Genomic DNA, 14548 nt, shown 5'->3' on the forward strand with positions numbered 1-14548 from the left:
TTGATTTAAAAATTATTGAATAAAATTAAATTGATTTTTGATCTCTTTTTTGAATTTCCTTAAACTTGATAAAAGAATAAAGTACAGGAATTAGTGCCATAATAATTATAACAAAAACAAATGCGTTGGCAAATGCATTACTCAGAAGCAGTCCACCCAGTACCAGAATCAACCCGCCGGCAACCCAAAGTTTACCAGCAAACAAATGTGTGGCTTTCCATACTTCACCATTTTCCAATGTCCAGGGTGTACGTATTCCGATAAAATAATTAGGCTGAATTACTTTAAAATAATTCCCTAGAATTATAAAGAATGTCCCTAATAATGCAAAAACCAGATTCGGGTTATTTATTGACTTTTCTTTGGCTGTGTAAAGAACAAGCAAAGCAATAAGAGACATAAAAAGGACTAAAATAAATTTCAATTGATAAAATTTCCCTCCCATTAAAGAAATCCTGTTTTTAGGATCTATTAGTGGAATAACCGTCATTAGCACATAAATTAGAACTGGCAATAAAAACAGTATAATAATAAGTGAAAACTTATCTCCCCACCTGTCAATTTCTCCTTTGTAATTCCAATGTACAGGAACTTTTTCAGGAAGGCTGTTCCAAATAATAGCTAAATAGACAAAAGGAGTAAGAACAATTCCAATTATTGGAAGTTCCTTTTTCAATTCTAAATTCATTTTTTATTTTTTAAAGGTTAGTATCCATTGCAAGACATCTTCCATAATGGTGGTATTAATGGAGTAAATGATGAATTGCCCATTTTTTTCAGAAGTAATTAAATCGGCACGTTTTAAAATATCTAAGTGATGCGAGATACTCGGTTTTGAAATATTAAAAGCATCAGCAATTTCTCCCGCAGATAAGTCTTTCTCTTTCAGTAGTTCCAGAATCTCTCTTCGGGTGGCGTCATTTAATGCTTTAAAAATATCGTTCATCATTTATATATTTAGACAAATATCTAAATACTTTTCTAATCCACAAAAAAAATGGACAACAATTTAAATTGTTGCCCATTCTATAAGGGTTTAAGAGTTGATTTTAAAATTGATGCACTTTCTTAGAAATCACTAAAAATGAGACTAACGAAATTAAAGCAGCAGCGGTCAAATAAAATCCTACATAGCTTAATCCGTAAGTACTCGCCAACCAGATCGCAATCATAGGTGCAAATGCAGCTCCTAAAATTCCAGCCAGATTAAATGTCAAAGAAGCACCAGAATAACGAACTGTGGTAGGAAACAATTCTGATAAGAAAGTCCCTAAAGGCCCATAAGTAAATCCCATCAAAGACATTCCCATACAAACAAAAGCGGTTACTAAAACCGGATTTCCTGAATTAAGAAAGTACGAGAAGAAAAATCCGAAAACGGCAATGGCAGCTGTAGTAATAATTAATATTTTTCGTCGGCCAATTTTATCAGCAACCAAAGCAGAAATTGGAATAAAAAAGGCAAAAAACAAAACCGAAAGCAATTGTATTAGCAACGCATCTCTTTTTGTAAAACCTAAGTCAGAAGTGGCCCAACTCAATGTAAAAACCGTCATTAAATAAAAAACCAAAAAGGTCGTCACAGCTGATAATGTTCCAAAAATCAATTGATTCTTGTATGATTTCAACAAAGTTAAAAACGGAATTCTAACTTCTTTCTGCTCTTCTTTAGAATTCTCAAAAGCAGGAGTTTCACTAATTTTTAGACGAATATAAAATCCAACAATTACTAACAGCGAACTAGCCAGAAATGGAATTCTCCACCCATAATCCATAAAGGCTTCACTGGTCATACTATCAGTTAATATTAAAAAAGTACCGCCTGAAAGTAACAATCCGATTGGCGCTCCCAATTGTGGAAACATTCCGTACCATGCACGTTTATGTGGTGGCGCATTTTCGATAGCTAATAAAACGGCTCCTCCCCATTCTCCTCCTAGACCAACTCCTTGTCCAAATCGACATAACATCAATAAAATGGGTGCCGCGATTCCGATACTGGCATATCCTGGTAAAAATCCTATTGCAATTGTGGATAATCCCATCGTTAATAAGGCCACAACTAATGTGACTTTACGACCAATTTTATCTCCATAATGACCAAACACAGCGGACCCCAAAGGTCTGGCAAGAAAAGCTATTGAAAATGTAGCTAAAGATTCTAATGTAGAATTTGTACTGCTCGCTCCCGGAAAAAATAATTGTGGAAAAACCAATACTGCAGCATTGGCGTAAATATAAAAATCAAAAAATTCAATTGTGGTTCCAATTAACGAACCAAAAAGAACATGTCGAAGGGAGTTCTCCTGATTTGGGTTATTTTTCATTGTGGTTGATAAAGTTTTTTTTTGAAAAATGCCAGTATAAAAATGAATCGACTCATTTAACATAACAAACATTTGTCTGCAAAAATATAGTTTCATTATTAAAAACACACATTTACAAACAACAGTTTCCTATTACTCTCAAAATTTTAACAAAAAACCCAAATCTGTTGTTTTAATCCCTGCCAAATAATCTTGTACCCACATAAGCTCAAAGCGCAACTTAAAATCCTGATTACAAATATTTTAAACTAAAAACTAAAAATCAAATCTTAAGCATTCGTTAAAAACACTTTTAAGTATATATTTTCATTAAATTTACAGCTATCAAAAATAAATCGAAAATTATGCCCACCGACTGTATCAGCTACCAAACCTCAGGATATTTCTCTAAATTGATACAAGATTATTTAGATCAAAAACCCGAATTAAACTCCTTTTACAATCATTTTCCAACACTGGAAAATTTTGAAAAACAAATAGCTGAAAAACAGAGCAATTTTGATAATGCAAACCGAATTCCTTTAGTCGAAACACTAAAAAAGCAATATCAAAACATCGAAATATCTGACTTGACCAAGCAAAATATCGAGCTTTTAGCACATCAAAATACTTTTACCATTACTACCGGGCATCAGCTAAATTTATTTAGCGGGCCTTTATATTTCTTATACAAAATCATTTCCACGATTAATCTAACGAAAGAATTAAAGTCGAAATACCCAACACACAATTTTGTCCCAATTTATTGGATGGCAACCGAAGATCACGATTTTGAAGAGATTAATTATTTTAATTTTAAAGGGAAAAAATTCCGTTGGAACAAAGAAAGTACAGGTCCGGTTGGAAGACTTTCGACAGAAGGTTTAGCAGAGTTTTTCGAAATTTATTCTCTTGAATTAGGTTCCAGTACAAATGCCAGCGTTCTAAAAAAACTATTTGAAGAAGCTTATTTAAAACATGAAAACCTAGCCGATGCAACGCGCTTTTTAGCAGATAAATTATTTGCTAATTATGGTTTAGTGATTTTAGATGCTGATGACGCCAATTTAAAACATGCCTTTATTCCTTTTGTAAAAGAAGAACTAGAACAACAGACCTCTTTCAAAACAGTTGAGGAAACTATTTCGAAATTTGGAGATTACACCGTTCAGGTAAATCCACGCGAAATCAATTTGTTTTATATTGAAGATGATGTAAGAGAAAGAATCATTTTTGAGAATGATAAGTACTACGTTAACAACACTAAAATATCCTTTTCTAAAGAAGAAATCTTCAAATTATTAGAAAGTAATCCAGAGAAATTTAGTCCAAATGTAATTATGCGTCCGTTGTATCAGGAAATCATTTTACCTAATTTATGTTACATTGGCGGAGGCGGGGAAATTGCGTATTGGTTAGAATTAAAGTCCTTTTTTGATGCTGTAAACATTGCTTTTCCAATGCTTTTAGTTCGTAATTCAGTGCTTTTAAACACCGAAAAACAAGCTAAAAAAGCTGATAAATTAGAACTAAGCTGGGCAGATCTATTTACAAAACCTGCGAATTTAGTCAATGCTATTACACATAAATTATCTGCTTTTCCAATTGATTTAACTTCTCAAAAAGAAACATTAGAAAAACAATTTGAATATCTTTATGAGCTCGCACAACAAACCGATAAATCATTTACCGGAGCTGTAAAAGCACAGGAAGTAAAACAGAAAAAAGGATTAGAAAACCTGGAAAAAAGATTATTAAAAGCACAAAAAAGAAAACTAGATAACGAATTACAACGTGTTATTGATTTACAATGTGAACTTTTCCCAAATCAAAGTTTACAAGAACGTCAGACTAATTTTTCGGAGTTTTATCTAGAAAAAGGAGAACAATTGATTCCGCTTTTAATTCAAAAATTAAAACCATTAGAAACGAATTTTAATATTATAACAATATAAAACGAACAAACAATAAAGTAATAGTCATCAGAATAAATAACCGCCTCTTCTGAAATTATTGCCTCTCTAAACCAAATAGTAACTTTAAAAAACAAAATTTAACCTTTTACCAAAAACTATGACCAGAGAGCGCTTGATTTCACTAGATGTCTTCAGAGGATTAACTATTTTATTAATGACTATTGTAAACAACCCCGGAGATTGGGGCAATGTTTTCCCACCACTTTTACACGCCGAATGGCACGGCTGCACGCCAACCGATTTAGTATTTCCATTTTTTATCTTTATAATGGGAGTTGCTGTTCCTTTGGCAATGCCGGATAAAATTTATGACGGAACCACTTTCAATAAAATACTCGTTCGTTCCTTACGAATGCTCTGCCTTGGAATATTCTTTAATTTCTTTGGAAAAATACAACTTTTCGGTCTTGAAGGAATTCCGCTTTTAGTTGGACGTTTAGCCATTACTATTGCTGTTGGCTATGCTTTAATGGGTAGTTTTAGTTCGAAAGTCAAAAACATTCTGGCTTTCTCCATTCTAATTATTTATCTCTTTTTAGCTTATAGCGGCATAGAAGCTTATCACGACGTACGTCTTCCAGGAGTTTTACAACGAATCGCAATAGTATATTTTGTTGTTTCTCTTTTACATCTAAAAACCACTCAAAAAACACAGATCATAACTGGAGTTGTTTTATTATTAGGCTATTGGGCTATCATGACTTTAATACCTGTTCCCGGAATTGGAGCTGCAAATCTGAAAAAAGGAACCAACCTAGCTTCCTGGCTAGATAGTGTCTTTCTTGAAGGACATATGTATCGCGGAACTGTAACATGGGATCCTGAAGGTATTTTAAGTACTATTCCATCAATTTTAAACGGGATTATCGGTTTATTGATTGGTCAAATATTATTACGAGATATAGGTAAAACTAAAAAAGCCCAAACAATGGCCATAATTGGTGTAGTCCTTATTATATGCGGCCTGGCATGGAATACCATTTTCCCAATTAACAAATCACTTTGGACAAGCAGTTACGTTTTATACACTACAGGTCTAGCAACTACATTTTTAGCAATATTATATTATGTAATTGACATAGCAAATTTTAAAAAAGGTTTCAAACCTTTTTTAATTTGGGGTGTAAATCCTATGATTGTTTTTTTTACCTCGCAAATCATTCCGCAAGCATTAGTGATGATTGAATTCCAGAATCCACATAATCCAACAGAGAAGATCAATCTTTTAAATTATTTATACAGTTTCGGGATAGCGCCATTCTTTAGCAATCCAATGACAGCTTCTTTAGCAGGAGCATTGGTTTATGTTGCAATCTGGACCTTTATATTGTGGATATTCTACAAAAAGAAACTCATTTTCAAAGTTTAAAATATTCTCCCAAAATATATGTAGAGACGCACAGTATAGTGCGTCTTTCTTATTTAGAAATACATTTAATATCAATATTTTACATTTTACAACTCACATTTTACAGTTTTCCTTGCTAAAACATCATTTCACGATGTTTTAATTATGAATTTATTAAAATCAATTCATAAAAAAAGTATACTTTTGCACAAAATTAAAAATAAGCAATAAAATGGCAACAAATAGAACTTTTACAATGATTAAACCAGATGCTGTTGCAAACGGACACATCGGGAACATCTTAGCAATGATTACTAATGGAGGTTTCAAAATCGTTTCATTAAAATTAACTCAATTAACTGTAGCTGACGCTCAGGCATTTTATGCTGTACACGCTGCAAGACCTTTCTACGGAGAATTAGTTGAATTTATGTCACGCGGACCAATTGTTGCTGCTATTTTAGAAAAAGATAACGCAGTAGAAGATTTCAGAACTTTAATTGGAGCTACAAATCCAGCTGAAGCTGCTGAAGGAACTATTCGTAAAGCATACGCAACTTCTATTGGAGAAAATGCTGTTCACGGTTCTGATAGCGATGAAAATGCTGCTATCGAAGGTGCATTTCATTTTGCTGGAAGAGAGCAATTCTAGTATTTAGTTTTCAGTCGCGGTTTTCAGTGACAGTAAACTTCATAAAAAATCCCGTTTCAAAATTTGAAACGGGATTTTTTTTTATATTGACTTAAATACGATCTAAGTCTGAAAACCGAGACCGGGACTGAAAACTACCTTAAGACAACTTCTTTTACCACTTCACGTTTTAATTCCTCATTAATCATCTTAACGATTTTAGATTTTCCATGGCTCAATTCTTCTCTTAAAACAGCAGATCCAAGTTCAACATAAAGCGTACTTCCCTTCAAAACAACGTTTTTAGTATACGTATTTACACCATTCCCCATCAGCTGTCTCCACGCTTCTTTTACATCAATCTGATCCATACCGGGCTGTAATTTATTCACCTGAATAATCTGGTTCAAAACATCCCCAATCGTACTTTGACTATTTAGTCTCTTTGCCATCTTTTAAAATATTTAGTGGTGCTGCTTTTTTATAATGATATTCCTTTTGCTGCTCGTTTTTAACAACAAACTCTTTGTCCGAAACTGAAATTAATTCCTCACTCCACTTCGCATAATCTGTTTTATAATCCAAAAAAGTTCCTTTATCTGTAAATCGAACCGAAACATTTTCGAATGTATTTGTGGTCAAAAAAGTTCCATCAAGCTGTGCCATAACCTTCGTTCGTGTTCCTTTAGTTCCTTTAATCTGAAAAAAATCAAAGTTCTCATTCATTCCGTAATCTTTTACTTCTCCTTCCTCAAAAACTACTTTTTCAATTTCCCAATAACCATTCAATTTAACAATATCTGCCGGTTTAATTTGTTCTTTGCAGCTTACAAACAAAAGCGACAAAACCAAGATTACAAAAGTGTTTTTCATATTTACTCTATTAAAATCAATCTATTTTTATTCTGAATCGTTCCTAACTTCAGGAGAAAAATAAGGAGCTATTTCCTGCTGTCCTTCCAATCTTTTGTGGTGAACCCCACCACAAAAGGATTTTCCCTCCCATCAGGGCTAGGGCACCTATTTTCAAAAGAAATTTCGTGAACTACAAAGTTAACTTTATATCATTCAAAAGAAATAAAAAAACACAAAACCCATTAAACTATTTTACATATTTTTGGTCAAACCCAAAACCAACACCAAAAAACCATGATCAAAAATATTTGTAAAATCCTGATTCTCTTACTGTATGTAAGCTGCAGCAAAGAAGATAATAATTCGACACCTACTCCAACACAAAGTATGTATTTTCCGCCCTTAACAGGAAATACTTGGGAAACGGTATCAATCTCCGATCTAAAATGGAATCAAAATGCAGTTCAGCCACTTTTAGGTTATCTCGAACTGAAAAATTCTAAATCTTTTATTATCCTGGTGAATGGTCGAATCGTTTTAGAAAAATATTTCAATCAACATGATGCAACGAAAAATTGGTATTGGGCAAGTGCCGGAAAAACATTGACTTCAACCATGACAGGAATTGCACAACAAGAAGGTTTACTGAATATTAATAATAAAGTCTCACAATATATCGGAATGGGCTGGACAAGTGAAACACTTGCAAAAGAAAACCTTATTACCTGCAAACATTTATTAACCATGACATCCGGATTAGATGACAGCACAGATGATGTAGAGCCAGTCAACCTTATCTACAAAGCCGATGCAGGAACACGTTGGGCCTATCATAATGTGTACGTGAAATTACAGGATGTCGTCGCAAAAGCAAGCGGTCAAACCTGGGAGAATTACTTCAACGCCAAATTAAGAGACAAAATAGGAATGAATGGTAATTGGGTACAACTTGGTGTAAACAGCGTTTATACCAGTAACTCCAGAAGCATGGCACGTTTCGGTCTATTAATGCTCAATAAAGGAAAATGGGAAAGCAATCAAATTTTAAACGAAACCTATTTTAACGAAGCCACTACAACTTCACAAAATATTAATTTAGGTTATGGTTATTTATGGTGGTTAAACGGGAAAACTTCTTATCATTTATCACAATCACAACTTACTTTTCCAGGAAGTGTGATTCCAACAGCGCCAAACGATATGTTTATGGCTTTGGGTAAAAATGATCAAAAAATATATGTTGTACCCAGCAAAAATATGGTCATCATCAGAATGGGAGATGCTGCTGACGGAGAAAACTTAGCGTTATCTGATTTTGATGAAACTTTATGGGAAAAAATTAGTGCTTTGTACAAATAGAACAACGTAAGCCTTATTATTTCAATTGCCAACCTTTGCTTTTTAAAAACTTGTTGCAATTTTCACAAAACCCTATTTCTTCATTCAGTGGGTTTCCTCCTTCAGCATCACGCATTAAACACGATTTGACTTTGCAATGAGGTAAACCTGCTGTATGACCCAATTCATGTAAAACTAATTTATAAAACTGTTCATTCTTATTTTTTACAGACAATCTAAAATCAGAAACCACACAGGCTTTTCCGGGACGGTATCCCAATCCCATTACACCCCAATCTTTGATTCCATTTTTAGTTGTACTGATATCAGAATGTGACAATCCAACAATTACTGAATCTTTGCCGATATTATTTTTAAGACTTTTAATAATACTGTCAGCGCGATATCTGTTTCTGGGTTTATAATAGGAATTGCCAGGAAAAGGTATAACTCCCCTCAAAACCACATTTGGATTAACAATTCTGATTTCAGAAAGAACTTTATTTGCTTGTTCTGATTCAAAATTACCCAAAGGCTGAATTACAATAACTTTTTGAATTGCTATTTTTTCCGGACTATTTTCATTATTCCTATTTGTACAAGAAATTAAACAGACAAACAAAATAAGAAAATAGCACTTCATAGTAATACTTATTTCTTAGTACGGATTCTTTTAATCATACCAGCAAAAAATAAACCTAAACCTAGAACCAATAGAATGTAGTAAAAAGAAAGACTTTTATCTTTTAGAACATTGGCTAAAACAAAACACACAACACTTGCAAAATAAAAAGTAACAGGTGTTATATTTTTTAAAGAAGAAAAACTCATTGAATTATCTAAAATATTATTTAAAAAAACTATCTACAAATTCGTATTTATTAAAGACTTGCAAATCTTCAATTCCTTCACCAATTCCAATATATTTTACCGGAATCTGAAACTGATCCGAAATACCAATTACAACACCACCTTTTGCAGTTCCATCCAATTTAGTTACAGCTAATGAAGTCACTTCAGTAGCAGCAGTAAATTGCTTAGCCTGCTCAAAAGCATTTTGACCAGTTGAACCATCTAAAACTAAAAGAACATCATGAGGAGCATCGGCAACGACTTTCTGCATTACGCGTTTTACTTTTGTAAGCTCGTTCATTAAATTGATTTTATTATGAAGACGCCCCGCTGTATCAATAATAACAACATCTGCATTTTGAGCAACGGCAGACTGTAAGGTATCAAAAGCTACAGAAGCAGGATCACTTCCCATGTTTTGTCTTACAATAGGCACATCAACGCGATCTGCCCAAACTTGCAACTGATCAATTGCCGCGGCACGAAAGGTATCAGCAGCACCTAAAACCACTTTATAACCCGCCTTTTTAAACTGATATGCCAGTTTACCAATGGTAGTCGTTTTACCAACCCCATTAACACCAACAACCATTAAAACATACGGTTTTTTATCTTTCGGAATTTCGAATTCAGTTGCTTCACCTCTATTGGTTTCAGATAACAAAGCACCTATTTCGTCACGAAGAATCTGGTTTAATTCATCTGTTCCTAAATATTTATCTTCGGCAACACGTTTTTCGATTCTTGAAATAATTTTCAAAGTGGTATTTACACCAACATCTGAAGCAACCAGAATTTCTTCCAGATTATCTAAAACGTCGTCATCGACTTTTGATTTTCCAGCAACGGCTTTGCTTAACTTTGAGAAAAAAGTAGTTTTTGATTTTTCAAGACCTTTGTCTAAAGTCTCTTTTTTATCAGTGGAGAATAATTTTTTAAAAAAACTCATTTTTTATAGGTTGTTAGTTTTTAGATTATATGATTTTACCATCTAAATAATCCTTAATATTTAAAGAAACCTAAAATTAGGCGAGCTTCTTTAAATTTTAGACAAATATAAAAAATAAAAAAGCTACTTCCGAATGAAAGTAGCTTTTCTATATAATGTGATTGTAATTATTTCTTTTTCAAGAATTCATCAACTTCTTCAGGAGCCATAATAGATTCTACGAATGTATATGCACCAGTTTTAGGAGATTTTACCATTTTGATGGCTTTTGATAATCTCTTAGAAGATGTTTGTAACGATGCTACGGTTTTCTTTGCCATGATTCAAATGTTATTTGAAGCTTTTATAAAACTCGAATGGCAAAACCATTGAGATTTACAAAAATCTCTAATTATTACTTAATTTCTTTGTGAACAGTTACACGTTTCAAGATTGGATTAAATTTTTTAATCTCTAATCTATCCGGAGTATTTTTTTTGTTCTTAGTTGTAATGTATCTAGAAGTTCCTGGAACACCAGAAGTCTTGTGCTCAGTACATTCTAAAATTACCTGGATTCTATTACCTTTCTTTGCCATCTTGCTATATATTTATTTAGGAAAAGATTATTTGATAAATCCTTCTGACTGCGCTTTTTTCAAAACTGCAGAAATTCCATTTTTATTAATTGTTTTTATCGTAGATGCTGCTACTCTAAGAGTAATCCATCTATCTTCTTCTGGAAGATAAAAACGCTTTTTAACTAAGTTTACAGAAAACTTTCTCTTAGTTTTGTTCATAGCGTGAGAAACGTTATTTCCTACCATCGCTCTTTTACCTGTAAGGTCACAAACTCTTGACATTATACTTATCTTTTATCGTTATTCAAAATCAGGGTGCAAAGAAAAGAAAAATAAACCATTGTAGCAAAAAATTAATGCACATTTTTTAAAATTTCTTTCTGTAATATTTCTAAACTCTTAATCGTCGCTCTATCTATCACTTTTTCACGTGGTTGGCCAAAGTTAAATTCTTCCACAATTATATCAGTTGGTGTAGCCAAAGCGATAAAAACAGCTCCAATTTCAGCATCTGAGTCACCTTTTGATGGTCCGGCGTTCCCAGTTGTCGCAATTGCATAGTCTGTTTTGAGTATCTCTTTCACATTCAAAGCCATAGCCGAGGCAACTTCAGCACTAACTACCGAAAATTGATCAACCAAATCCTGCGAGACACCGAGAACATTAACCTTAGCCTCCGTCGCATACGAAATGACACTCCCTTTGAAATAATTTGAAGCTCCCGGAACGGCCGCTAAAAGCGACGCAATTTTTCCGCCTGTAAAACTTTCAGCTGTCGAAATTGTTTTATTTTGTTTCGTTAATATTTTTCCAATTACCGTTTCAATTGTTTCATTTTCTTCATAACCTACTATAATATCGTGAATTATCGCATCTAAAGATTTTACATTTTCTTCGATTGCCGCTTCTAATTCTTCCTTATTAGTTCCTCTTCCGGTTAATCGCAAACGCACTCTTCCCGGATTTGGCAAATAGGCTAATTTGATAAAATCCGGCAGATTATTTTCCCAATCTTCGATACGCTCTGCCACCATACTCTCCCCTTGTCCATAGGTCAAAATGGTTTTATGAATGATATAGGGACGCTTGTATTCGCGAACAATCTTTGGAATTATCTCTTCTTCGACCAAATATTTCATCTCGTAAGGAACTCCGGGAAGTGAAATAAAAACCGTATTTTCTTTCTTCATCCACATTCCGGGTGCGGTACCCACTTGGTTATGCAATACCGTACATTTTGACGGCACTAAAGCCTGATCTTTATTAAGTTGTGAAATTGGTCGCTTGTAAAAACCTTCAATCAATTGCGTTACATGAGCTAAAACTTCAGGATTTACCACCAATTCATCGTCAAAATATTCGCAGAAAGTTTTTTTTGTTACATCGTCTTTTGTTGGACCTAACCCCCCCGTAATAATCACAACATCAACTTTGTTTTGCAATTGTGCAAACGTATCTAAAATATGTTTTTTATCATCGCTTATCGAAATCATCTCATGTATTTCGACTCCAATTCTATCCAGTGATTTAGCAATAAAGCCAGAATTAGTATCAACGATTTGGCCAATTAGAATTTCGTCTCCAATTGTAATTATGGTTGCTTTCATGTAAATGTATTTTTATACTTACCAGATCGTAAGTCATTATTAGAAAGTAGGTTGTTGCGAGAACGATTTGCGTGAGGGGCAGAAACGGCATCTTTTTGTAACAAACAACAAGAAGTCGTTAAACGAAAATTTTCTAAAACAAAAGATATAGTGGATGACCCGACCCTATTTTTAACCTAATTAAAAAAGGGCAAAAATAGGGGCACGTCCAAATTATACGTCAAAGTCTTTTTTGATTTCCTTAATCGCTTCTTTAACTTGTATTCTTATGCTTTTGAAGGTTTCAATAATTTCTTTTTTCTTACCTTCAGCTTTTGTCCAGGCTTCGACCTGCAAAATTTCTTCAAAAGCTACATTTAAACCAATTAAATCTAAAGTAGGTTTTATTTTATGCGCATAGGCATAGGCGTATTTATGATCCTTCTTTTTAATTCCCTCTTTGATTTGTTTCAAATCTTCGGGAACTTCAGTTACAAATAATTTAAGAATTTCATTTACAAATTCCGGATCATTATCTGAAAGTGCATATACTTTCGAAAGGTTGTATTTTAAAGCCATTACTTTACCTGTATTCTAAATAATTTTTTCTCTTCTAAAAAGCCTTCCAAAACATCGTTTGGTTTAACAGATGCAACCCCTGCAGGTGTACCTGTAAATATAATATCTCCTATTTTAAGCGTAAAATATTGTGACACATATGCAATTAGCTCATCAATTTTCCAGAGCATAAGAGCTGTATTACCTTTTTGAACGGTTTGAGAATTATTTGTTAACTCAAAACTAAGGTTTTCCATTGAAACAAAATTGGTTTTTGGTAAAAAATCTCCAATGACAGCAGAACCATCAAATGCTTTTGCTTTTTCCCATGGCAACCCTTTTGCTTTCAATTTATCTTGTAAATCTCTGGCAGTAAAATCGATACCCACACTAATTTCGTCGTAATATTTATGCGCAAACTTAGGCTCGATATACTTTCCTACTTTATTAATTTTAACAATGATCTCTATTTCGTGATGAATTTCTTCAGAAAATTCGGGGATTACAAACGGATGTTGCTTTAATAAAACCGCCGAATCTGGTTTCATAAAAATCACCGGCTCTGTTGGACGCTCGTTTTTTAATTCTTCGATATGATTGGTATAATTTCTACCGATACAGATAATTTTCATTATTTTATAAGTTGCTAAGACACTAAGATACTAAGGTTCTAAGAAACTATGCGTATAAAACTTAGCATCTTAGAACCTCAGTACCTTAGAACCTTTATTTCGTATTTAACTTTCTTAATTTAATGGCCGTCAAAACCTTTTTTGTATACAACGGAAAATCAGCATTTTGAATCCAGCTAAAATATCCAGGCTCTGTTTCTAAAACCTTATCGACTTTTGCTCCCTTGTGTTTTCCGAAAGTAAAAATTTCCTCGTTGTCTGCATCAAAAGCAATCATTCCGGCAAAATCAGCAATTTTTTTTCTGGTTGTAAATTCAGATAATGATTTCATATCATTTTCCAAATCTGGATAACGATCCAATTGTGCTTTTAGAATTTCGTAAGTTGCCATTGTATCTGCTTCTGCAGAATGGGCATTTTCTAAACTTTTTCCGCAGTAAAATTTCAAGGCTGCACTCAAAGTACGCTCCTCCATTTTATGAAAAATAGTCTGTACATCGACAGAAACTTTGTTTTTCATATCAAAATCAACTCCGGCGCGCAATAATTCCTCCGCCAATAACGGAATATCAAAACGGTCTGAATTAAAACCTCCTAAATCACTATCCTTAATCATATTATGGATTTGTGGCGCCAACTCATTAAAAGTAGGCTCATTAGCTACTTTTTCATCTGTAATACCATGAACAGCGGTTGTTTGCGGTGGAATTGGAATTGTCGGGTTCACCAACCAAGTTTTACTTTCTTTATTTCCGTTTGGAAAAACTTTGAATATTGAAATCTCTACGATTCGATCTTTTCCGATGTCAATTCCGGTTGTTTCAAGATCAAAAAAGCAGATTGGTTTGTTGAGTTTCAGTTCCATTTTTAGTTTTTATAAGATTACAAATGTAATTTTTAAAGCGGAATTTCTACCTCTTATTTTTTATTTTTTTTAGTCAAAAGGGACATTTATGTG

18 protein-coding genes are annotated in these 14548 nt (G+C 33.4%); 4 read left to right on the top strand and 14 right to left on the bottom strand.

Annotated elements, in window-relative coordinates; all coding sequences use genetic code 11:
- Positions 1-25: 25 nt before the first annotated feature.
- From BUA98_RS12775 to BUA98_RS12785, 3 genes are all read right to left on the bottom strand, one after another.
- On the bottom strand, positions 26-688 hold the full coding sequence (locus BUA98_RS12775; protein ID WP_072973027.1) for an SdpI family protein: 663 nt from the start codon (positions 686-688) through the stop codon (positions 26-28).
- Positions 689-691: 3 nt separating this feature from the next.
- Positions 692-946 (bottom strand): autorepressor SdpR family transcription factor, encoded by a 255-nt coding sequence (locus BUA98_RS12780; protein WP_026984867.1) that lies wholly within the window; start codon positions 944-946, stop codon positions 692-694.
- A gap of 103 nt (positions 947-1049) precedes the next feature.
- A complete protein-coding gene (locus BUA98_RS12785) occupies positions 1050-2327 on the bottom strand; it encodes an MFS transporter (RefSeq protein ID WP_072973310.1) in 1278 nt (425 codons plus the stop codon).
- Between the two features lie 344 nt (positions 2328-2671).
- Here BUA98_RS12785 and bshC point away from each other — a divergent pair, with 344 nt between their 5' ends.
- The 3 genes from bshC to BUA98_RS12800 all read left to right on the top strand — a co-directional run bounded on the left by bshC (position 2672) and on the right by BUA98_RS12800 (position 6282).
- Positions 2672-4261 carry a bacillithiol biosynthesis cysteine-adding enzyme BshC gene (gene bshC / locus BUA98_RS12790; RefSeq protein ID WP_072973028.1) on the top strand — a complete coding sequence of 530 codons (1590 nt, stop codon included), beginning with the start codon at positions 2672-2674 and terminating at the stop codon, positions 4259-4261.
- Between the two features lie 118 nt (positions 4262-4379).
- Positions 4380-5651 (top strand): acyltransferase family protein, encoded by a 1272-nt coding sequence (locus BUA98_RS12795; RefSeq protein ID WP_072973033.1) that lies wholly within the window; start codon positions 4380-4382, stop codon positions 5649-5651.
- Between the two features lie 211 nt (positions 5652-5862).
- The gene (locus tag BUA98_RS12800; protein WP_026984871.1) at positions 5863-6282 is read left to right on the top strand and encodes a nucleoside-diphosphate kinase; all 420 of its coding nucleotides are present in this window, start codon (positions 5863-5865) and stop codon (positions 6280-6282) included.
- A gap of 134 nt (positions 6283-6416) precedes the next feature.
- Here BUA98_RS12800 and BUA98_RS12805 read toward each other — a convergent pair whose 3' ends face one another.
- A complete protein-coding gene (locus BUA98_RS12805) occupies positions 6417-6713 on the bottom strand; it encodes a DciA family protein (RefSeq protein WP_072973036.1) in 297 nt (98 codons plus the stop codon).
- The gene (locus BUA98_RS12810) at positions 6694-7134 is read right to left on the bottom strand and encodes a hypothetical protein (protein WP_072973038.1); all 441 of its coding nucleotides are present in this window, start codon (positions 7132-7134) and stop codon (positions 6694-6696) included. Before BUA98_RS12810 ends, BUA98_RS12805 begins: the two co-directional genes overlap by 20 nt.
- A gap of 276 nt (positions 7135-7410) precedes the next feature.
- Between BUA98_RS12810 and BUA98_RS12815 the strand changes: the two genes are divergently transcribed.
- Entirely contained in the window at positions 7411-8475 is a 1065-nt protein-coding gene (locus BUA98_RS12815) for a serine hydrolase domain-containing protein (protein ID WP_072973040.1), read from the top strand.
- 16 nt (positions 8476-8491) lie between these two features.
- Here the strand turns inward: BUA98_RS12815 and BUA98_RS12820 are convergent, their stop codons facing one another.
- The 9 genes from BUA98_RS12820 to BUA98_RS12865 all read right to left on the bottom strand — a co-directional run bounded on the left by BUA98_RS12820 (position 8492) and on the right by BUA98_RS12865 (position 14455).
- Positions 8492-9097, bottom strand: a complete 606-nt coding sequence (locus BUA98_RS12820) for a Zn-dependent protease (protein ID WP_072973042.1) — start codon at positions 9095-9097, stop codon at positions 8492-8494.
- Between the two features lie 204 nt (positions 9098-9301).
- Positions 9302-10255 (bottom strand): signal recognition particle-docking protein FtsY, encoded by a 954-nt coding sequence (ftsY, locus tag BUA98_RS12830; RefSeq protein ID WP_072973046.1) that lies wholly within the window; start codon positions 10253-10255, stop codon positions 9302-9304.
- A 167-nt stretch (positions 10256-10422) separates the two neighbouring features.
- On the bottom strand, positions 10423-10575 hold the full coding sequence (locus BUA98_RS12835) for a DUF4295 domain-containing protein (RefSeq protein ID WP_008468081.1): 153 nt from the start codon (positions 10573-10575) through the stop codon (positions 10423-10425).
- Positions 10576-10649: 74 nt separating this feature from the next.
- The gene (gene rpmG, locus BUA98_RS12840) at positions 10650-10832 is read right to left on the bottom strand and encodes a 50S ribosomal protein L33 (protein WP_008253902.1); all 183 of its coding nucleotides are present in this window, start codon (positions 10830-10832) and stop codon (positions 10650-10652) included.
- A gap of 27 nt (positions 10833-10859) precedes the next feature.
- Complete coding sequence (gene rpmB, locus BUA98_RS12845) at positions 10860-11096, bottom strand: 50S ribosomal protein L28 (RefSeq protein WP_007805815.1); 237 nt, start codon at positions 11094-11096, stop codon at positions 10860-10862.
- Between the two features lie 71 nt (positions 11097-11167).
- A complete protein-coding gene (locus tag BUA98_RS12850; protein WP_072973048.1) occupies positions 11168-12421 on the bottom strand; it encodes a CinA family nicotinamide mononucleotide deamidase-related protein in 1254 nt (417 codons plus the stop codon).
- A 213-nt stretch (positions 12422-12634) separates the two neighbouring features.
- Positions 12635-12979: an Hpt domain-containing protein gene (locus BUA98_RS12855; RefSeq protein WP_072973050.1), complete on the bottom strand. Its 345-nt coding sequence runs from the start codon at positions 12977-12979 to the stop codon at positions 12635-12637.
- Positions 12979-13590, bottom strand: coding sequence for a fumarylacetoacetate hydrolase family protein (locus tag BUA98_RS12860; protein ID WP_072973052.1), 612 nt, complete (start codon positions 13588-13590; stop codon positions 12979-12981). Before BUA98_RS12860 ends, BUA98_RS12855 begins: the two co-directional genes overlap by 1 nt.
- A gap of 94 nt (positions 13591-13684) precedes the next feature.
- On the bottom strand, positions 13685-14455 hold the full coding sequence (locus BUA98_RS12865; RefSeq protein ID WP_072973054.1) for a 3'-5' exonuclease: 771 nt from the start codon (positions 14453-14455) through the stop codon (positions 13685-13687).
- Between the last annotated feature and the right edge of the window lie 93 nt (positions 14456-14548).

It is taken from the genome of Flavobacterium saccharophilum, assembly GCF_900142735.1.
Taxonomy (GTDB): domain Bacteria; phylum Bacteroidota; class Bacteroidia; order Flavobacteriales; family Flavobacteriaceae; genus Flavobacterium; species Flavobacterium saccharophilum.